This window comes from Dysgonomonas mossii, from assembly GCF_004569505.1.
GTDB lineage: Bacteria > Bacteroidota > Bacteroidia > Bacteroidales > Dysgonomonadaceae > Dysgonomonas.
On record NZ_SPPK01000002.1, the window covers coordinates 214996 to 234985 of the forward strand.

The 19990-nt window shown below is 40.0% G+C and carries 18 protein-coding genes; 6 read left to right on the plus strand and 12 right to left on the minus strand.

Annotation, left to right across the window (positions count from 1 at the left end):
• Positions 1-51: 51 nt before the first annotated feature.
• Genes E4T88_RS06200 through E4T88_RS06210 form a run of 3 tightly spaced genes read right to left on the minus strand, consistent with a single transcriptional unit; the run spans position 52 to position 1884 of the window.
• Complete coding sequence (locus tag E4T88_RS06200) at positions 52-492, minus strand: hypothetical protein (RefSeq protein ID WP_135104610.1); 441 nt, start codon at positions 490-492, stop codon at positions 52-54.
• Positions 493-535: 43 nt separating this feature from the next.
• Positions 536-1156, minus strand: a complete 621-nt coding sequence (gene rsmG / locus E4T88_RS06205; RefSeq protein WP_135104611.1) for a 16S rRNA (guanine(527)-N(7))-methyltransferase RsmG — start codon at positions 1154-1156, stop codon at positions 536-538.
• Positions 1156-1884, minus strand: coding sequence for an RsiV family protein (locus tag E4T88_RS06210; RefSeq protein WP_260393674.1), 729 nt, complete (start codon positions 1882-1884; stop codon positions 1156-1158). The genes rsmG and E4T88_RS06210 overlap by 1 nt, the downstream gene beginning before the upstream one ends.
• A 513-nt stretch (positions 1885-2397) precedes the next feature.
• Here E4T88_RS06210 and folD point away from each other — a divergent pair.
• Positions 2398-3279, plus strand: a complete 882-nt coding sequence (folD, locus tag E4T88_RS06215; RefSeq protein WP_135104613.1) for a bifunctional methylenetetrahydrofolate dehydrogenase/methenyltetrahydrofolate cyclohydrolase FolD — start codon at positions 2398-2400, stop codon at positions 3277-3279.
• Positions 3280-3391: 112 nt separating this feature from the next.
• Here the strand turns inward: folD and E4T88_RS06220 are convergent, their stop codons facing one another.
• The 4 genes from E4T88_RS06220 to E4T88_RS06235 form a co-directional block, all read right to left on the minus strand.
• The gene (locus E4T88_RS06220) at positions 3392-5293 is read right to left on the minus strand and encodes a carbohydrate-binding domain-containing protein (protein WP_135104614.1); all 1902 of its coding nucleotides are present in this window, start codon (positions 5291-5293) and stop codon (positions 3392-3394) included.
• 169 nt (positions 5294-5462) lie between these two features.
• On the minus strand, positions 5463-6335 hold the full coding sequence (rnc, locus tag E4T88_RS06225) for a ribonuclease III (protein WP_135104615.1): 873 nt from the start codon (positions 6333-6335) through the stop codon (positions 5463-5465).
• Positions 6336-6340: 5 nt separating this feature from the next.
• Complete coding sequence (gene fabF / locus E4T88_RS06230; protein ID WP_135104616.1) at positions 6341-7603, minus strand: beta-ketoacyl-ACP synthase II; 1263 nt, start codon at positions 7601-7603, stop codon at positions 6341-6343.
• A gap of 21 nt (positions 7604-7624) precedes the next feature.
• Entirely contained in the window at positions 7625-7861 is a 237-nt protein-coding gene (locus tag E4T88_RS06235; protein WP_135104617.1) for an acyl carrier protein, read from the minus strand.
• 154 nt (positions 7862-8015) lie between these two features.
• On the opposite strand from E4T88_RS06235, the gene purN reads away from it, so the two are divergent.
• On the plus strand, positions 8016-8588 hold the full coding sequence (gene purN / locus E4T88_RS06240; RefSeq protein WP_135104618.1) for a phosphoribosylglycinamide formyltransferase: 573 nt from the start codon (positions 8016-8018) through the stop codon (positions 8586-8588).
• Here the strand turns inward: purN and E4T88_RS06245 are convergent.
• Positions 8585-9592, minus strand: a complete 1008-nt coding sequence (locus E4T88_RS06245) for a hypothetical protein (protein ID WP_135104619.1) — start codon at positions 9590-9592, stop codon at positions 8585-8587. The genes purN and E4T88_RS06245 overlap by 4 nt on opposite strands.
• A 220-nt stretch (positions 9593-9812) precedes the next feature.
• On the opposite strand from E4T88_RS06245, the gene E4T88_RS06250 reads away from it, so the two are divergent.
• Positions 9813-11453 carry a fumarate hydratase gene (locus E4T88_RS06250; protein WP_135104620.1) on the plus strand — a complete coding sequence of 547 codons (1641 nt, stop codon included), beginning with the start codon at positions 9813-9815 and terminating at the stop codon, positions 11451-11453.
• 100 nt (positions 11454-11553) lie between these two features.
• Here E4T88_RS06250 and E4T88_RS06255 read toward each other — a convergent pair whose 3' ends face one another.
• On the minus strand, positions 11554-12633 hold the full coding sequence (locus E4T88_RS06255; protein WP_135104621.1) for a baeRF3 domain-containing protein: 1080 nt from the start codon (positions 12631-12633) through the stop codon (positions 11554-11556).
• A 227-nt stretch (positions 12634-12860) separates the two neighbouring features.
• On the opposite strand from E4T88_RS06255, the gene E4T88_RS06260 reads away from it, so the two are divergent.
• Entirely contained in the window at positions 12861-13304 is a 444-nt protein-coding gene (locus E4T88_RS06260; RefSeq protein ID WP_135104622.1) for a carboxymuconolactone decarboxylase family protein, read from the plus strand.
• Positions 13305-13386: 82 nt separating this feature from the next.
• On the opposite strand, the gene E4T88_RS06265 is transcribed toward E4T88_RS06260, so the two are convergent.
• Both E4T88_RS06265 and E4T88_RS06270 read right to left on the minus strand, forming a co-directional pair.
• Positions 13387-15810: a sodium-translocating pyrophosphatase gene (locus E4T88_RS06265; RefSeq protein WP_135104623.1), complete on the minus strand. Its 2424-nt coding sequence runs from the start codon at positions 15808-15810 to the stop codon at positions 13387-13389.
• A 425-nt stretch (positions 15811-16235) separates the two neighbouring features.
• Positions 16236-16997 (minus strand): amidohydrolase, encoded by a 762-nt coding sequence (locus tag E4T88_RS06270; protein ID WP_135104624.1) that lies wholly within the window; start codon positions 16995-16997, stop codon positions 16236-16238.
• A 170-nt stretch (positions 16998-17167) separates the two neighbouring features.
• Here E4T88_RS06270 and E4T88_RS06275 point away from each other — a divergent pair, with 170 nt between their 5' ends.
• Together E4T88_RS06275 and E4T88_RS06280 are read left to right on the plus strand one after the other, a co-directional pair.
• Positions 17168-18040 (plus strand): AraC family transcriptional regulator, encoded by an 873-nt coding sequence (locus E4T88_RS06275; RefSeq protein WP_135104625.1) that lies wholly within the window; start codon positions 17168-17170, stop codon positions 18038-18040.
• Positions 18041-18204: 164 nt separating this feature from the next.
• Complete coding sequence (locus E4T88_RS06280) at positions 18205-18594, plus strand: YybH family protein (protein WP_135104626.1); 390 nt, start codon at positions 18205-18207, stop codon at positions 18592-18594.
• Positions 18595-18688: 94 nt separating this feature from the next.
• On the opposite strand, the gene E4T88_RS06285 is transcribed toward E4T88_RS06280, so the two are convergent.
• Positions 18689-19921, minus strand: coding sequence for a TlpA disulfide reductase family protein (locus tag E4T88_RS06285; RefSeq protein ID WP_135104627.1), 1233 nt, complete (start codon positions 19919-19921; stop codon positions 18689-18691).
• Positions 19922-19990: the final 69 nt, after the last annotated feature.

Consider the following 19990-nt stretch of genomic DNA (forward strand, 5'->3'; position numbering starts at 1 on the left):
TTTGTCGGTATGACAGGCAACGATCATTCGTGTAAATATTGCAGAAAACGCTTAAAATATTTTAATTGCACGGGTCTCTTGCAATTCCATCTTTACTATTTTCTCATTTAGGAATGTAATTACAAAATCTTTGGTAGGTGAATTTGTTCCGTCTGTATATGGATATATTACGGCGATAAACTCTTGTGTGCCTCCGATACTTTTACTTACGGTCTTTGATACTCTGATATTCGATTTGTCTGGGAAAATATACTGGTTGAATGTGGGTTTCCATATTTTTATAAAGGGCTTAATCGCTTTTTCACTCACATTCGCACTCTTGTCAAACAGGGTTAATAAACTATCAATCTGATCTGATTCCGCAAAGCGTAAAGCTTTTCTGCCTATTTCCACTTCATTTCCCGGAGCAGAGTCAATACTTCTTGTTGTAGTCTGATTGAATTGGCATCCGACAAAAAAGAGGCATAGAAAAACAACGAGTAGATTTTTCATCACCGATAAATTTAAGGTTAGTAATAAGAAGTATTTTCTTATCTCAGATCAGCACATAAACGATCTTCTTTGTCTTAAAGTACTCTTCTTCGAAGTACATCGACAAGTCGTCAGCCTCGGCTGTTTTCTTAAATGGTTTTAGTTCCCCTTCCAAGTTTCCTCCTTTGAGACATATCAGTCCGTTTGGCAGAGCATTTTGCTGTTCTTTCGATACGTTTTTCCGTATGATTTTCACCAAATCGGGTAGAGGCATTACTGCACGGCTTACCACAAAGTCGAATTGTTCTTTTACCTCTTCGGCACGACAATGGCGAAACTGAATGTTTTCTAATCCGATGGCGTTCGAAACTTCTGTGGCAACCCTAATCTTCTTCCCAATGCTGTCTACCAACAGGAAGTTACACTTAGGAAACAATATGGCGAGCGGTACTCCCGGAAAGCCACCTCCTGTACCTACATCCATAATTTTCGAGCCGTCTTTGAACTGAATCAGTTTTGCTATTCCCAACGAGTGAAGTACATGGTGAGTATACAAATTTTCGATGTCTTTGCGTGAAATTACATTTATTTTAGAATTCCAATCCGCATACAGATCGTATAGAGCAGCAAATTGTTGTTTTTGCTTTTCTGTAATATTAGGGAAGTATTTAAGAATTATATCCATTATTTTCCTGAGAAGCTAGAAATTGGAGAATTATCTTTTAATATCGGGTACAACTCACTGTATGTAAACGGAACTTTTATCGTGCCCAGCGATGGTGCTGAGTATTCGCCCTGATTGAATAGGTAAGTTATTCCTTTATCGTCGATCGAAAAATTATTGTTGGCTGCTATGTCTTCTATTCCCCAATATCCGAATTCAAGAAGGTCTTCGGCTGTTTTCACATTATTCTGTGCCACGATCTTATCGGTAAGCATTGTGTTGAGCAGCTTTTTATATTCGGGGATAAATATGTCTTTCTCTGTAATTACACTTCCTGTCTTCAGGTCTATATTCACATTTTTGTAGAATGTAGACGAATTAGCACCACCTTTAAAGTCCATCGATGATGTTTGGTACGATATGATACCTCCTCTATCGAATATCACTTGAGAGTTTAGCGTTTTATAGAACGAAAAATAATCTTCACTATCTTCCGAGCTTTCCCAGTCGGGGAACTGCACTTGTGCCGCCTCCTTGTAGTTCGCAATGTAATTGGTTACATATTTGTCTACCGCATTTGCCGGCGAGAGTGATTCCGAAGACTCGTCTTCAAACAGAGCATAGTTAAACTCTTTTTGTATCTTGGCGAGCATAATACTGTCTTCATATTTTGCAGGGAAGATATAATTTATTTTTATAGAACACGAAGGCTTAGTGGAGTCGTTATCCAAATGGTAAATCTTTGACACACTAATAGAATCGTACACTATATTGTTTACTGTATCCGTTTTTTTGTTTTCGCATGAAAAAAATAAAATGGAAAATATAAATAATAAACTGATATGTGTAGAGGTAAATTTCATATGAACATCATTTAGTTTCTACTGCTGTATATACTACTAACGTTAAATCTGTGCTAATAGTTTTTTATTTCTTTTCATGAAGCAAATATACGACAAAAAGGAAAAGGGATACCTTTTTTTGTTAATCTTTTATGAAGTAATTTTTCAATAGAGTGCCTTTAAGGCGTATTTATATTAACTTTTTGGTAGTATGAAGTTTCTGTCAATTAACAGCTATTTGCTCCTATTTTTATATCTTTGTGGCATCTAAGTAGTCAGTAATAATTATTGACGTATCTTGTAGGGGTAACTCTTGTGGTTACCTACTATTGGTCGGGCAGGGACAAGCCCAGCCACTACATATAGATAAATATGGCTGTAAATTTTACAACTTAATAATTCTTATCTAAAGCAATTTATATGCAATTAATCGATGGTAAAGCCATATCGGCTCAAATGAAAAAAGAAATAGCCGAAGAGGTCACAAAAATAAAAGCCGCAGGAGGTAAAACCCCTCATCTGGCAGCAGTATTGGTGGGGCACGACGGCGGAAGCGAAACTTATGTTGCCAGCAAAGTTCGTACATGCGAAGAGGTAGGCTTTAAGTCGTCTCTTATACGTTTCGAGGATAACGTAAGCGAAGAAGAACTTTTGGCTTGTGTAGATAAGCTGAACAAAGATGCGGACGTTGACGGGTTTATCGTTCAATTACCATTGCCAAAACATATATCGGAACAGAAAGTAATAGAAGCGATTGACTACCGCAAAGATGTAGACGGATTTCATCCGATCAATGTGGGGCGTATGTCTATTGGTTTGCCCTGCTTTGTGTCGGCAACACCGGCGGGGATACTCGAATTGCTGAAACGATACGATATTCCTACTCAGGGTAAACACTGCGTAGTGCTCGGTCGTAGCAATATTGTAGGAAAACCGGTTGCAAACCTGATGATGCAAAAAGGCTATCCGGGCGATGCCACAGTAACCGTATGCCATAGCCGCACACCAAATATAAAAGAAGTTTGCCAAAGTGCCGATATTATTATTGCTGCATTGGGCGTTCCCGAGTTTCTGAAAGGAGACATGGTGAAAGATGGCGTTGTAGTGATCGATGTAGGTACTACCCGTGTGCCTTCTGCTGAAACTAAATCAGGATTTAAGCTCAAAGGGGATGTTGCTTTCGATGAGGTAGCCGCCAAAGCATCGTTTATCACACCTGTACCGGGTGGGGTAGGGCCTATGACAATTATTTCCCTGATGAGAAATACATTGCTGGCAGGGAAAAACGAAATATACAAGTAATATTTTTCTGAGAAGAATGATCTTATAGAGTGGAGCGATCGTTTCACTTATAAAAAAAATAAAGGCTGCTTTTCACAAAGCGGCCTTTACGATTATTTATCCAATAGTAAAATCACGGACGACCTCCGTTCCCTCCTGTTGAGGTTCCGATGCTGGTAACCATCGAACTTGGTGTGAAAGTTATAGCTGTCGTTCCTTTTGAATATGTTGCCGATGAATACAGTCCGTGGAAATTGCTGCCGCCTGACACACTGCCCCCTTTGTAAACCGTATACGTTACATCCGACTTCATATCGGGAGAGCTGAATAATAATGTCATTTGGTTGTATGTTCTAGGTACTTTGTAAGTTAATATTCCCGTACCATCGGACGCCTCTATATGTATCAGATCGCCCGAAGTCCCCGTTGTTCCGTAAATAACAGATCGCTGAGTACTTACACCTGACGTAGGAGTACTGGTTGCTCCACCCGTACCAACAAGAATACCACCTGTGATTTTGAACGTATTGTTGTCGCAGTCGAAGCCTTCTTCCGGTGCAGTTGTCCCCGAGGATATGATGGTGCCACCAGTTATAGTCATTGTTCCGTTCGAGTCTATACCATCATTTGAAGTGCTGTAACAATATATGTTTCCTCCGTTGATGGCTATGTGATTGGAGGCATTGATACAATCGTCGTAGGCTTCAATTTCGATTGTACCATTGTTGATTGTCAGAATTTTCTTGCTTTCCAATCCCTCGGCTTCTTCTTTGGTTGTTTTGATGATTATAGTACCACCGTTTACGGTAACATTGCCGTCGCTTTTTATGGCTTTGGCTGCCGTATCGTCCGAGCCGTATTTGAATAGATCTCCGGTAGTAGATACATTTATAGTTCCATCGTTGATGATGAGGTCTCCATCTACACTGATGCCTTTTCCTCCTGCGCCGGAGGCTGTTATATTTATTACACCTTTATCTATTGTGAGGGCGCCATCGCATTTTATGCCCGCCGCAGATGATATATCTTTGTCGTCGGTATCGTAATACGCACTGCCTGTTGTTGCCAGTGTAAGCTCACCGCCTCCGATGGTCATATTGCCTCCGGCATTGAAAGCTTTTGCCGCAAGCCCCGAAGTATTGATGTTGATTGTGCCCCCTGTAACGCCGATTGAGCCGATGTCACTTTTTATACCTGCCGCTTTTTGACCTGTGGTAGTGATATTTATAGAGCCTCCACTGATGGCTATAGACGAGTCTATCGATGTATCTGTGTCTTCGTAAGAAGCTACAATGGCATCGTCATCGCTTTTTATAGTGATATTTCCATCATAAATTTTGATGTAACCTTCGTCGCAGTCTATACCATCGCTCGAGGCTTTGATGTTGAGCGTACCTCCATCCATTCTGAAATAATCTTTGGCATGAATACCGTCACTTACTGCACCCGATATGGTGATGTTGCCTCCTTTTATGCGAATGTAGTCGTCACTGCTGATTGCGTGCTTGTATCTTCCTATAACAAGTAGGTTTCCATTTCCCTGAAAATTGAGTTGTCCTTCGCTGAAGAAAGCCCCTTTCATGTCTTCGTCGTTGTAGGCTGTGTAAGTGCTGCTGTCTACCAGTCGGTTAGACGTTCCTCCCACTAACATTACGGTTACTTTTTTGCCTGATTGTACGTTCAGTGCAGGGCCGTCTGTGCTTATTATACTGACTCCATTGAGTCCCAACCCGAACTTGTAATCGCTATAAATTTTGAAAGAACCACTCTTTATCGTTCCCGAAAGTACATAGTTGATTTCTGTGGTTGTATTTGTAGATGTTACCACCACATTTCCGTTCGATTGGGTTATGCTTACCCCTTCATTTTCGTAAGGGTTTGTAATCGTTACAATGTTGTCGGTATAGGCAATAGTTACGGCATCCACAAAGGTTGTATCCTTTGTGTTGGTGGCGAAGTCTTCATCAATAACGATTTCTTCATCATCATCGTCATTAACAGGATCATTGTCGTTACTACACGCTATTAGAAGCATGCAACATGTTGTAAAAAATAAAATAAAGATTTTTCTAGAATTCATATTATTGGTCTTATGTGAATTAAGACAATAATATTATAATCTTTACGAAGAAAATACAAGCAAGTTCGACAAACAAGACGATTTGTTCGATGAATATTGCTAAAATGAAGGATGAAATATAGAGTTACTTTTCCGAAACCGCTTCGGATTCGGTTTTGGCTTCCGTCTCCACTTTCGTTTCCGCTTTGTCTTGCATATTCACATATACTTCGTTTTGCAATTGCTGTTGTTTCTCGTACAGTTGCAGTATGTGGTTGCGGAAATTGTTGTCACGTTGAAGCTTGTTGAAAGCTTCTTTTGCTGCCTTTTGTTGCGATTCTTTCTTCGAGTAGCCTGTACCCAGTCCGGCTTGCTCGCCGAGTATCACAACGGCAGTTTTGAAAATAGGGGTGTTGTTTTCGTCTACAAAGCTGTCGACGAGATCGAAGCTGACCGATATTTTTTGCTTTTGGCTCCATTCTATCAGTCGCGACTTATAGTTTGCCTCCTGCTCGGCTACTGTATCTATATTCAGGTGTTCTTTGATGAGGCGTTCGAGAACAAACTTCTTTGACACCCTATATCCCTGATCTAAATAGATAGCACCTATCAATGCCTCCAGTGCATTGCCATACATGTGGGTATTGGGTGTTGTGTTGCGGGCAGATGTTTTTATCAGCTTGTCGATACCCAGTTCGAGTGCTAATTTGTTTAAAGTTTCACGTTGGACGATCTTCGAACGCATATTGGTAAGGAATCCCTCCTTCTTGTATTCAAACTCCTTGAATACAATATCGGCAACAATAGCATCGAGGATGGCATCGCCCAAAAACTCGAGTCGCTCGTTGTTGATCCATTTGCCGTCTTTCAACTTTATAGAAGACGATTTGTGCAAAAGAGCTTGCTCATAGAGCGTTATGTTGTACGGATAGAAACCAAATATTTTGTAAAAAGAAACATAAGGCTCCTTCCCTCTTTTAGGAAGAAGCCTTATTCCACGATATATCTTTCTAAGCACGCGACTTATTTCTTGAACTTCTTTACTATTATACAAGCATTATGTCCTCCAAAACCGAATGTGTTTGAGAGTGCTGCGTTTACAGTCCTTTTCTCAGCCTTATTAAATGTTAGGTTCAGCTTATAATCAATTTCAGTATCTTCGTCTCCTTCGGTGAAATTGATTGTTGGCGGAATTATATCATTCTGTACCGACAGTACGCAGAAGATTGCTTCCAATGCTCCCGCAGCACCTAAAAGGTGACCTGTCATGGATTTTGTAGAACTGATATTCAGGTTATAAGCATGCTCACCAAATACCTCTTTGATTGCTTTGATTTCTGATGGGTCGCCAACCGGAGTTGATGTTCCATGTACGTTTACGTAATCAAGCTCACTTGGGTTCATGTGGGCATCTTCAAGCGCATTTTTCATTACTAGTTTCGCTCCCAGTCCTTCGGGATGTGACGCTGTGAGGTGATAAGCGTCGGCAGACATTCCGCCTCCTACAACTTCAGCATATATTTTTGCTCCACGTGCAAGTGCATGCTCCAATTCTTCGAAAATAAGACATGCCGAACCTTCTCCTATTACAAACCCGTCGCGGCTCTTGCTGAACGGACGAGATGCTGTTTGAGGAGAATCGTTACGTGTAGACAAAGCTGTCATTGCATTAAAACCACCAACACCCGCTGGAGTGATTGCTGCTTCTGCTCCTCCGACTACCATTACATCTGCCTTGCCCAAACGGATTTGGTCGAATGCGATGATAGAACTATGTGTAGATGAAGCACAGGCAGAAACAGTTCCAAAGTTAGGTCCACGAAGACCGTGACGTATAGAAATCAATCCGGCTGCAATATCCGAAATCATCTTAGGGATAAAGAACGGGTTGAACTTAGGTCCCATATCTTCGTGTGTATAGTAGTATGCAACTTCTTCTTCGAAAGTCTTGATACCACCTATACCTGCCGAAAATATAACACCGATTCTGTCACAGTTTTCATTTTCAAAATCAAGTTTTGAATCTTTTATGGCTTCTTCGGACGAACCGATAGCCAGTAATGTATATCTGTCACACTTGCGGATTTCTTTTCTATCCATCAATCCAGACGGATCGAAATCTTTAACTTCGCAAGCAAACTGTGTTTTAAATTTTGACGCATCAAAATGAGTAATAGGTCCAGCCCCACTCATTCCTTTCAAAGCATTCTCCCAAGTAGTTGGGACATCGTTGCCTAACGGAGTTACCGAGCCTAGACCTGTTACTACTACTCTTTTAAATTCCATAAATGACTATTGGAAAAAAGATTATTTTGCATTTGCTTCAATGTAAGAGATAGCATCTCCCACTGTAGCGATTTTTTCAGTCTGATCATCTGGAATAGAAATACCGAATTCTTTTTCAAATTCCATGATTAATTCTACTGTGTCAAGTGAATCTGCTCCCAAGTCATTTGTAAAGCTAGCAGTATCAGTAACTTCAGACTCTTCAACACCTAACTTATCAACAATGATTGCTTTCACTTTTGATGCTACTTCTGACATAATTTTTAGTTTTGATTAATAATAAATTTTTTATTTTTAATTTTGTCGATGCAAAGTAACAGTTTTTTATCTATATGTTACAAATATTTTATGGATAAAATAGTTAAAATTGCACATATTTTTTACTTGTGTGCATAATCGCTAAAAAACACTCATGATTAAAATCGCTATTTTTGCCTCAGGTTCAGGGTCTAATGCCGAGAACATAGCAAACTACTTCGCAGAGAGTAATACTGTTTCCATTCCGCTTATAATATCAAATAAGAAAGATGCTTATGTGCACGAGCGTGCAAAGAAGCTGGGAATAAAATCGGTTACCTTCTCCAAAAACGAGTTCGAAACATCTGATACTGTGCTCGATTGCCTGAAAGAGAATAAAATAGACTTTATTGTTCTCGCAGGTTTCTTGCTCAAAGTCCCCGACAATATATTAGAAGCATATCCCGGTAAGATAGTGAATATCCACCCCGCGCTTTTACCCAAATTCGGCGGTAAAGGTATGTATGGCGACAATGTTCATAAGGCTGTGGTAGAAGCCGGAGAGGCAGAGTCGGGCATCACTATACATTATGTGAATGAAAATTACGATGAGGGGGCTATTATTTTTCAGGCAAAATGCCCTGTGCTGAAAAGCGATACCTATGAAGATGTCGCAAAAAAAGTGCATACACTTGAGTATACGCACTTTCCTGTTGTTATTTCCAGTGTCTTAGATCAGACCTTCTAATTCGATTGGTTTTCTGTATTGCCTTCAGGCTCGTTTACTTTCACCTCTTCGTTGTTCACCGTTCTGGCTCTTACGATAGTCCGGCGGTCGCCACTAAGTACTGAGGTGTTATCTTTTTTTGTTTTAATATTCTTATCTGCTTCAGCTTGTGTCGGTTGCTGAGCAGGATTGTTCGTTTTTTGCTCTGTCGTTGTCGGTTCGGATTGATATACAGGGGATGTTACAGTCTGTTGATTGTCGTTATATTGCTCTGCCCTGTCTGTCTTTATTCTTCTTACAGAACGTTTAGGTGCTTTTTCCTCTTTTCTGTCTGTTGTTTTCGTATCCATCGTTGGCGTTATCGGTGACGGATACACGTAATTGTCGGAGCTCTTTTCGGTTGCCCACAGATTAAGCTTATTGATTGCCTTGTCGGTAACGGTAATCCATACTTCGCCATTCGGATTGCCCGATGCTGCATTTTGTATTATAAAATCACGCTTAATTACATCGTTAGGTGATAGTCGATCTACAACTTCGGACTGCACTCTTGTACCATTGATAAAGTATAAAGGTTTGTTGCCATACTTAACATATTCCTGAGCCAACTCGTCGGCAGATTTTTTCAGCATCTCCTGCTGGATGCTATCCGCTATTATGCGTGCTCTCTTTTCTTTGTCGCGGCTATCTATATTTGCTCTCGATAGGCGATAAGCTAAGCTTGTGTTGCCCGTTTTCAATAGAATTTGGTCTTTTTCTATTTGTCCTATCAGCCTGTCGATATCCATAAGTGCACCTTCCAGCGAGTTATAGTCTGACTTTAGGATAGCTGAAACGGAATCTGCATCCGCTCCCATTTTATTAAACAAAAATTTGTTCTGGGGATCTTTTTCGCCTCTGTTGCTAACGATCAGCGTTGTGTCTTTTGTAGTCACTATATATTTGTTTCCTTTTTTCTGGGCATAAGCTAAAAAAGGAAGGAGTGATGCTATCAAAACGAGTATGATATATTTGCTTAAATTCATTTGTTTGTGTTCGCTTTTGAAATTTATATATACGTCAATATTCTTTTACTTAAGTATATAATGCGCAAATATACAAGATTTTTCGTGAATGATAATGGGTCTTACATTTTTTAGTATAAATAAGGTGGCTTTTTAATTTTTTATAAACTTCTTATGCTTGAAACACTGCCTTTATTTTCGTACTTTTGCGTAAAATAAATCAACTATTAAAATATTAATCATGGCAACACCATCATTTAAGTACCAAGAGACGTTTCCATTAGAGAAGGATACCACAGAGTATTATTTACTCTCGAAAGATCATGTTTCTACAGCTAATTTTGAAGGACAAGAGATATTGAAAGTACAACCTGAAGCTCTTACTTTACTCGCACAACATGCTTTTCACGATGTAGAATTCTTATTACGCCCCGAGCATCAAGAGCAAGTGGCAAAGATATTGTCTGATCCCGATGCCAGCGACAATGATAAATTTGTGGCGCTTACATTCCTGCGCAACTCCGAGATTTCGGCAAAAGGGGTGCTCCCTTTCTGTCAGGATACAGGAACAGCCATCATTATGGGTAAGAAAGGACAAAATGTATGGACAGGCGGCAACGACGAGGAAGCCTTGTCGAAGGGTGTGTACAATACATTTACCGAAGACAACCTGCGCTATTCGCAAAATGCGCCTCTGGATATGTACAATGAGGTGAATACAGGAACGAACCTGCCTGCACAAATAGACCTGTATGCCGTAAACGGAAATGAATATAAATTCCTTTTTGTAGCTAAGGGTGGTGGTTCTGCAAACAAAACATATCTCTATCAGGAAACAAAAGCATTGCTTACGCCTGAGAAACTAGAGCCGTTCTTGATCGAAAAAATGAAATCGTTGGGTACAGCAGCATGTCCTCCTTACCATATCGCATTTGTTATTGGCGGTACATCAGCCGAAACCAATCTGAAAACCGTTAAGCTGGCTTCTACTAAATATTATGATGGTCTTCCTACTTCGGGTAACGAGGGCGGACGTGCGTTCCGTGATTTGGAAATGGAAGCCAAACTATTGAAGGCTGCTCAGGAGCTTGGGCTTGGAGCGCAATTTGGTGGTAAATTCTTTGCTCACGATATCCGTGTGGTTCGTTTGCCTCGTCACGGTGCATCTTGCCCTGTGGGTATGGGTGTTTCTTGTTCGGCCGACAGAAATATAAAAGGAAAGATCAACAAAGACGGTATATGGCTCGAAAAAATGGAAGATAATCCAACAAGGCTTATTCCAGAAGAATTGCGTAATGCCGGCGAAGCAGGAGGTGTGAAAATAGACCTCAACCGTCCGATGAAAGAAATACTTGAAGAGCTGTCTAAATATCCTGTTTCTACACGTTTGTCACTCACAGGTACAATCATCGTAGGACGTGATATTGCCCATGCTAAACTTCAGGAGCGTATAGATAAGGGCGAAGGGCTTCCTCAATACATTAAAGATCATCCGATCTACTATGCAGGGCCTGCAAAAACGCCTAAAGGATATGCAAGCGGTTCGATGGGACCAACTACAGCGGGGCGTATGGACTCGTATGTAGACGCATTCCAAGCTAATGGCGGCAGCATGATAATGATTGCTAAAGGTAACCGTAGCCAGCAGGTAACAGACGCTTGTCACAAGCACGGCGGATTCTACCTGGGAAGTATCGGCGGTCCGGCTGCAATACTTGCTCAGAATAGCATAAAGAGCCTTGAGTGCCTCGAATATCCTGAATTGGGAATGGAAGCAATATGGAAAATAGAAGTAGAAGATTTCCCTGCATTCATCTTGGTAGACGACAAGGGTAACGACTTCTTCAAACAATTGAAACCGATTAACTGCTCTATGAGCTAATATATACTATAAGCAAGCAGTCTATGTGTATGAATAAGCGGATATCAAATGAATGATATCCGCTTATTTTTTTATACCGAAGACGCCACTTTTACATAACTTAATATCTTGTTTTGAGGGCTATCTTGTCCAATTCCTTTATTTCGTCTTGCATGGTGAAAAATACTTTTCCGCCTTTCGATACCACTTGCCATGCTATATCGCTCACAATATCATCGATTACGTCCGGCTGATTCGCCTCTTTTACGAGTTCGAAGTTCCGCTCATCTATCATCCTCACGGGTTGCGAAAACTTGTCGTATACGATCAACATCTCGCCATTTCCATCTATTGCAGCCCGGTAGATTTCCTGCAAATCGGTAAGAACTTTATGCTTCGATATTGCTTCTTTCATTTCTACAATGGCTTCCGACCTGTGTTCATGCATATACTGCTTCATTATCTCCCAGCCGGGTTTGACTACATCGTGCGGCTTCGAGTTGTTGTAGTCTATCGATGTGTATCCTATATAGATGTCGGGCTTATCAGCTACCTGCATCAGTTTGCTGAAATTGTCTTCGGTAGAAACAACGACACACTCCAGCTCGGTTTCCTGATTCACTTTCACCACTGCTTTATCAACCTGATTGAAGAACTCACGGATGAGGTCGTCTACACGTTTAGCATTGCTTCTCTCTGCCCTGTTGGGTATGTAATAAGGCGATCCTTCAAACGGAAATCCATCGCTCTTTACTTCTTCTTCAATTCCGTCTCCTAATGCTTTATATAGCTGTACCCCTCCTTGCGATAATACAAGTATCAGGTACTCTTTGCTGCGGTTGTACGCTTTTATCAACGGGCGCAGATTGAACGTGCTGCGAATGTTTAGCCTATCTTCGGGTACAGTCCACGACGTTCTGATGATTTCCTCCGTATCGTTCGATAAGAATACATGAAGGCTATCAAGATTATTGTTCTCGTTCACTCTATTTTCTACAGTCGCTATCTTCTCCAGAAGGGGAGCTACTGTTCTTTTTCCATATTCGGCAACTATTTGCTTTTCTGCTTGCGAAAGCAGGTTTTTCAACAATATTTTATCTTTATCGCTGGCAGGGCGTGTTCTGTGTGTATTAAGAGAGATACTAACACAAGGCCCTGCTGTTACAGTTGCCAGTTTTTTTATCTTTTCTTTTAATGCCATAATATATTTATTTTTTAATCACGCTAGTAATATACGAAAAAAAGCCGTTTTTTACAATCTGTGAGATTGAGAACCCCTCTGAAATAGTTTCTTTTTCATAAGATTATGTTTTTTTAATCTCTTTTTCTGTCGATGGATAGAGAAAGATATCTTTCTTAAACCAGTTTAAGATTCTAGTCTATCGGAATGGCTAATTTTGTATTACTAATTCAAAAAAGATATCTAAAATGGAAAATAAAAGATTGAATATGTACAAAGCTGCACCCGAGTTATACAAAGCAATGATGTCTCTGGAAAATGCTTTACAACAAACATCTCTGACTCCTATCGAAAAGGAGTTGATTAAAATAAGAGCTTCCCAAATTAATGGTTGTGCCTTTTGCCTGAACATGCATACCCGTGATGCTCGTAAAATCGGAGAAACCGAACAACGCATCTATTTGCTGAACGCATGGCATGAGGCAGGCAACTTGTATTCTGAAAGCGAAAAGGCAATACTTCGCCTGACAGAAGAGGTTACCCTTATCAGCAAAGGCGGTGTTTCTGCTGAAACATATCAACAAGCAGAAAATGTATTGGGAGTATCTAAACTCGCTGAGGTAATAATGGCTGCGGTGGTTATCAATGGCTGGAACAGGATTGCCATATCCACAGAACTGCCGATAGACTAATCGCCTAAACAAACAATAGGGATAATCTTTACCGATTATCCCTATTTATTATATACAAACTTCAATATTTTACATCAAACTGTTATGCAGTCTTTATCGGAATCCTCATCCGATAGAATGAACGCCAAACAAATACCAAGCCCAGAATTAAGAATGGTATAGCGATAAATATAGAATAATCGCTATCAGGGTTGGAGCGCATTTCTATACAGATTTCTGTTGCCAACAGACCAAATAGAGTAGAGAATTTGATGATAGGATTTAGTGATACGGACGAGGTATCTTTAAATGGGTCGCCCACTGTGTCTCCTATTACTGCCGCTTCGTGCAGAGGGGTATTCTTTTCTTTCAGGTCTACTTCTACTACTTTCTTAGCATTGTCCCAGCTTCCTCCCGCATTAGCCATGTAGATGGCTTGGAACAATCCGAATACGGCGATAGACACAAGGTAAGCCACAAAGAAGTTAGGGTCGAGGAATGCAAATGCCAATGTAAGCGAAATAAGGGCGATAAATATGTTCCACATCCCTTTTTGTGCATATTGGGTACAAATCTTCACCACGGCGATAGAGTCCTTTATATCGGCTTCTTTTTTTGTGATGTCGAATGTGCGTTTGATGAACTCTACAGCACGGTAAGCTCCTGTGGTAACGGCTTGCATAGAAGCACCGCTAAACCAGAAGATAACAGCTCCACCACAGATCAGCCCGAGAAGTACCGGCGCATCGGTTAGGGACAGTTTTAATAGTCCTACTTTTTCGAGTAGTAGAATAATGGAGAATATCATCGTTGTAGCACCTACTACGGCTGTTCCGATCAATACCGGTTTGGCTGTAGCCTTAAAGGTGTTACCTGCCGAGTCATTTGCTTCGAGAAAATGTTTTCCGTTTTCGAAATTAGGCGTAAAACCATATTCATTCTTTATCTCCTCAGATATATTCGGAATGCTTTCTATTTGCGACAATTCGAATACCGATTGGGCATTGTCTGTTACAGGGCCATAGCTGTCTACGGCAATGGTTACAGGGCCCATACATAAGAAACCGAATGCAACCAACCCGAATGCAAAGATAGAGGCGTGAGGGCCTAATATGGCGTCCAATCCCATCTGTGCGGTAAAGAATGCACCTGTCATCAGAGCTGCGATGAGCAATCCTGTCCAGAATGCTCCGAAATAACCGGCTACAATACCCGATAGAATATTCAGCGACGGGCCTCCTTCGCGAGAAGCGGTTACAATTTCTTTTACATGTTTCGATTTGGAACTGGTAAAGAATTTCGTAAACTCAGGAATCAATACCGCAGCAAGTGTACCGCAGCTGATAATAATTGCCAATTTCCACCAAAGGCTGCCATTTGCCGGGTTGCCTGTGATTTCTACCATATCGCCTAGCAATAGGTGGCTCATAAAGAAGCTCGCCGAGATACAAAGAACAGCAGCGATAATGATGAGGCGCATCAAAGGAGATTCGAAGTCAAATTCCTTTTTATTTCCGTATAGTCTTTTCGATATAGCTTGATTGATAAAGAATGCACAGCCTGACAAAAAGTCCATCAAGAAACGCATTCCGAATATCCATACTATCAGTTTAGCCTGAATATGCGGATCTTCTACGGCTAATGTGATAAATGCAATCAGAGCAACCCCTGTTACACCGTATGTTTCGAATCCGTCGGCTGTTGGGCCTACACTGTCACCGGCATTGTCGCCCGTACAGTCGGCTATCACACCCGGATTACGAGGATCGTCTTCTTTCACCTTGAAAACAACCTTCATCAAGTCGGAACCGATGTCGGCAATCTTAGTAAAGATACCTCCGGCAATACGCAAGGCACTTGCTGCAAGCGATTCGCCAATAGCAAACCCCAAGAAGCAGATACCTACTATTTCGCGAGGCACAAAAAGAAGAATAATAACCATAAGTACCAGCTCAAGAGAGATGAGGAACAGACCGACGCTCATGCCGGCCTTCAACGGTATATTAACGACATCCAACGGACGTCCTTTTAACGAAGCAAATGCGGTGCGTGCATTGGCATAGGTATTTACACGAATACCAAACCATGCTACAGTATAAGACCCTGCCATACCCACAACGGAGAATAACAAGACTTGGATAACAACTCCGAAAGACTGCCCGATCAATCCGAAGAAGTAGATGCATAGCACAAGGGCAATCAATGCAAACAACATCAGAAGGAATTTACCTTGCTGGATCAGATATGTCCGGCAAGTGGCGTAAATAGTAGCAGCAACTTTGAGCATAGAGTCGTGAGCAGGTAATCTCTTGACCTGACGGAACAAGAGAAGACTGAAACATAATGTTCCAGCAATGATCAGTGCACCATAAAATAAAAAATCCCATGAAGTAATCGCAGTTCCAAAGATGTGGAAGGTGCCCTCATGGAGATCAGGAATCGCCAGGTCGGCTTCGCTTGCAAACGTAGATAGGTTAACACCAAGAAGCAGACCAATCAGTAGACCAACATTTTTTAGTTTTTTCATGATAAAAAATTGTATTTAGATAGACAATAACAAACATACTCTCTCCCTAAAATACCAACTGAAAATATGTTTGTTTATCAGTTTCCGCTCCGAACTAAAAATTGTTTTGAATTTACAAAATTTAATCCTTTTACTATCTATTTTTTGTTGATTTTCTTACCGTTAAAAAAACGTTTTAAGTAAAAATAACAATGCAGGAGTTAAATTAACATTTAGCTCGTTTTTATGCTTGTCTTATGGTGTTTTTTATATGTTAAACAACATATTTTGCTTAGTAATAAGCTAATTACCTTGATGAGGTGATGGATACCTTCAAAAATTATTATTGCTTGAGATTGTTTCGATTTAACAAATTGCAGTTGTAAGAAATAAGAATTTTTTGCAATAAAGGGATGAGATGCTTCGTCCCTCCGCTTGACAAAATCTTATATTAGTTTAAATTGATCTGCGTCTTGTAACGCAGGAAATTTACTTCTAAACCTGATTAAATCCTGCATATCGATTGTTCCGCTTACAATACCTTCTTCTGTTCCGGCTTCGGCGATGGTTTTTCCCATAAAGTCATAAAGGGCTGTTCCTCCGCTGTATTTTACAAAAGGGTCGCTTCCTGTGCGGTTTACGGCTGCTACATAACAAACGTTTTCTATGGCACGAGCCCGCACTAGGGTATTCCATGCATCCAAACGTACGGTAGGCCAGTTGGCTACATATATTATAATGTCATAGTCCCCCCTGTTGCGCGAATAAACAGGAAAGCGTACATCATAACATATCTGCAACAGAATGCGGAAACCGAGGTATTCTACAACGACTCTTTCTTCTCCGGCGGTGTATTCTTTATGCTCTCCCGCAAAGGTAAACAGATGGCGTTTGTTGTATGTCACATAGCTTCCGTCGGGTTTGACGAAATATAAGCGGTTATAGTATTTTCCATTCTCCTCGGTGGCTACACTTCCAGCCAAAGCCATATTTCGGCGTAGGGCAATGGATTGCATCCACAGCAGTGTGTCTGTGTCAGCCTTTTCGGCAGCACCTTTGGGTGATGTGCAAAAACCGGTGGTGAACATTTCGGGTAAAACGACAAGGTCTGTAGAATCTGATAACGAATCTATCAAATTCTCGACATGATCTCTGTTGGCTTCAGGCTTCTGCCATACGATGTCGGTTTGCAGCAATTTAATGTTCATGTATATCAGATATTTATTTGATGATATTAGCTTCGAAGTTAAAGATTTTCTATAAAAGAAAAAAGTTACATTTTCTAAAAGTCTATTTTAATTTCAGGCAGAAATGAATTTTGCTTTTGCTTCGTATCATCTGTAACGATTTTTTGTAGATTTGTATATTGTTAAAACGAATGAAATCAATACCGGCATATAATTTTCATAAAACAAAATACGGAGAAGAACTCCTTATCGATGTTGTCAGGCTTGCAGATATACAGAAGTATATACAAAAAGATCCTGTACACACATTATCTTATTATGACATTACTTTTATAGAGAGTGATAATGTGGCGTTTGGTCTCAACAATAGCAAATACACGTTGGATAGTGGCGATGTCGTTTTCTCAAAGCCCGGAGATGTGCGTGCATGGATAAAAAGCGAAAATACGCCGGATGGCTATGCGCTAATCTTTGAAGGTGAATTTCTACTTTCTTTTTTCAACGACCCACTCTTTCTGCAAAGCCTTTCGTATTTCGGAACACAAAGAAAGATTCATAAGATAAATATTGCTGCTATAAAGGAACGGATAGTATATCTTGTTGGCAATATAACAGCCGAAATACAAGATTATCAGTCGAAAGACAAACATATATTAAGGGCATTGCTTTATGAAATACTCATGCTCCTCGACCGTGAATATAAAAAGCAAAATGAAGGTGAAAGCGAAATGCAAGTAACGCCGAGCAGGCATGTCGACTCTTTTGTAGAAGCGGTAGATAAAGATTTTAGGGAGTTTCACGACACAGCGTATTATGCCGACAAGCTGTGTATAACACCCAATTATCTGAATGCAATCGTGAAAAAGGCGATGGGTGTAAATGCAAAGCTTTATATTCAGAATAAGATACTTGCGGAAGCAAAAAAGAAGCTTGCCTATTCCAGTTTGTCTGTATCTGAAATAGCCGAGCATCTTAATTTTGAGACTTCTTCTTATTTTATTCGCTTTTTTAGAAAATATACCAACTCCACACCGCTGCAATATCGCAATAGTGAAAAACGTTGAAAAGTGCTATTTTCTCCGTAGTTTATATCCTGATAAATAGGTAAACGATCTCTATTTTTGTCTAATAAATATCTCTTTTATTAAAATGAGTCGGGAGTCTTTCTTACACTCAGAATGACAGAGATGCGAAATGATAAAGAATACATAATCTAATAATAAAAAACATGGATAAAGAAATCATCAAGAACAAGATTATCGAAATGGAAGTTGCAGCTTTGGAGTTGTGGAACAAAGGAAACCCTGACGGTTATCTGGGTATTTACTCCCCTGACTTTACTTATTTTGATCCGTATCAAGAAAAAAGGCTTGACGGCTTTGAGAGAATAAAAGAGTTGTATGAGAGTATGAGAAATAATTTTCAGGTAGAGCGCTACGAAATGATAGACCCTGTGGTGCAAGTATATCCGCAAACGGCTGTACTGACATATAATCTGATTTCTTATTCCGGCGAAGAGCTTTACCGATGGAATTGTACCGAAGTGTATCAATTGAACGACAAGGCTGAGTGGAAAATAATCCATAACCACTGGTCGCTGATAAAACCGTTGGGGTAATAATATTTCTAGTCCTCCTGAGTGTAGCGATAATCATTGAGATTCTTCGCTTCGCTCGGGAAGACAAAGAAGATAGACTTTTTATAGTTTACGTTTATTTTTTTAGTAAGAGTTTTTCCAGCATCGCACTTATCTCCTTATCATTTTCCTCACTCGTTCCTTTCCATTTTCCTATTATTATTCCATTCTGGTCGATAAGTAAATAGGTTGGAAAAGAGTCAATATAATATTTGTTTTTTACATCTTCTTTATTTGTATTCCCTTTTGCTGATTCTTCGATATTTTGTACATCTAATATTTGAGGCCAGTCTTTCAAATTATGCTTTTCTACTGCATCTAGATAGGGCTCTTTTTTTGATTCTGATGCTATACCAATGATGGTAAGGCCTTTTTTATTGTATTTTTTGTGTATCTCTTTCAGAAACGGAATACCTTGCAGGCAAGGCCTGCACCAGCTACCCCAAAAATCGAGTAGCACATAAGATTTTCCTCTATAATCGGACAATCTTACCGTATCCCCACTAATAAGACTATAAGTAGAAAAGTCTACGGCTTTTTGCCCAATATTTGTTGTTTCTTTCAGAGCTTTTTCATCATCAATATCTTGTATCTGTTTCAGGGCGAGGAGTCCAAGTTGCGATTTTTTTACCTTGGCAGAGAGTTCATTATACAATAGTTTTGCACTGTCCGTAGGAGAATCATAGACTTCGGCTCGCTTTATAATGTAAAGCAGTTGTCCCGCCGCTATAAATGAATTGGGATGATTTTTTATATATTCTATATTTATCTTCTCTAATTTATTATTGAGAAGCAGTCTGATTGGATCTAGTTTCTCTCTCTCTTCTTGAAATGCTTTGAAATTCTCTTCATTTGGGTTCTTCTCAAGCTGTCGCACCAATGGTTCAATCTTGTCATAGACTAAAACTCTGAGGCTGTCTTCCAAACTAGCTATTTGCTGTTTCAAAGGTTGGTATTCTTTTTCCGAATCGGTTCCTGTCAGCTTATAGTCGAATAAGTTTTTGGCAGATAGGGATAATTCCATCTGTTTGGGTTCTATGTATATAGATATGGCATGAAATGTATTAAATATAAGATCGGCTTTAGTCAAATCATTTATATGCAAATCGAATGAAAACTTTCCGTCAATAATAGAACAGGTATCCTCGATATGCCTCCATTTGTCATTCTCGAGAGTCCAGTATGAAATGGCAACAATATCGGAGATTGGATTGTCAATTTTGCCTACCAGAGTAGCTTCTTGCTTAGAAGAGGTGCAGGCGGAAAAAAATAGTCCGCAAAAACAGATAAGGTATAAGAGTTTTCTCATGATAATAAATAATTAAAGCCTTACATAGCTCTAAATGTAAGGCTTTATTTGAAAATAAATAAATATTTC

What these genes read in the sequence shown, in the direction of transcription:
- E4T88_RS06200 (WP_135104610.1), bottom strand. Translation starts at nt 492, where the DNA reads ATGAAAAATCTACTCGTTGTTTTTCTATGCCTCTTTTTTGTCGGATGC.
- rsmG (WP_135104611.1), bottom strand. Translation starts at nt 1,156, where the DNA reads ATGGATATAATTCTTAAATACTTCCCTAATATTACAGAAAAGCAAAAA.
- folD (WP_135104613.1), top strand. Translation starts at nt 2,398, where the DNA reads ATGCAATTAATCGATGGTAAAGCCATATCGGCTCAAATGAAAAAAGAA.
- E4T88_RS06220 (WP_135104614.1), bottom strand. Translation starts at nt 5,293, where the DNA reads ATGCTTCTAATAGCGTGTAGTAACGACAATGATCCTGTTAATGACGAT.
- fabF (WP_135104616.1), bottom strand. Translation starts at nt 7,603, where the DNA reads ATGGAATTTAAAAGAGTAGTAGTAACAGGTCTAGGCTCGGTAACTCCG.
- E4T88_RS06235 (WP_135104617.1), bottom strand. Translation starts at nt 7,861, where the DNA reads ATGTCAGAAGTAGCATCAAAAGTGAAAGCAATCATTGTTGATAAGTTA.
- purN (WP_135104618.1), top strand. Translation starts at nt 8,016, where the DNA reads ATGATTAAAATCGCTATTTTTGCCTCAGGTTCAGGGTCTAATGCCGAG.
- E4T88_RS06245 (WP_135104619.1), bottom strand. Translation starts at nt 9,592, where the DNA reads ATGAATTTAAGCAAATATATCATACTCGTTTTGATAGCATCACTCCTT.
- E4T88_RS06250 (WP_135104620.1), top strand. Translation starts at nt 9,813, where the DNA reads ATGGCAACACCATCATTTAAGTACCAAGAGACGTTTCCATTAGAGAAG.
- E4T88_RS06255 (WP_135104621.1), bottom strand. Translation starts at nt 12,633, where the DNA reads ATGGCATTAAAAGAAAAGATAAAAAAACTGGCAACTGTAACAGCAGGG.
- E4T88_RS06260 (WP_135104622.1), top strand. Translation starts at nt 12,861, where the DNA reads ATGGAAAATAAAAGATTGAATATGTACAAAGCTGCACCCGAGTTATAC.
- E4T88_RS06265 (WP_135104623.1), bottom strand. Translation starts at nt 15,810, where the DNA reads ATGAAAAAACTAAAAAATGTTGGTCTACTGATTGGTCTGCTTCTTGGT.
- E4T88_RS06270 (WP_135104624.1), bottom strand. Translation starts at nt 16,997, where the DNA reads ATGAACATTAAATTGCTGCAAACCGACATCGTATGGCAGAAGCCTGAA.
- E4T88_RS06275 (WP_135104625.1), top strand. Translation starts at nt 17,168, where the DNA reads ATGAAATCAATACCGGCATATAATTTTCATAAAACAAAATACGGAGAA.
- E4T88_RS06280 (WP_135104626.1), top strand. Translation starts at nt 18,205, where the DNA reads ATGGATAAAGAAATCATCAAGAACAAGATTATCGAAATGGAAGTTGCA.
- E4T88_RS06285 (WP_135104627.1), bottom strand. Translation starts at nt 19,921, where the DNA reads ATGAGAAAACTCTTATACCTTATCTGTTTTTGCGGACTATTTTTTTCC.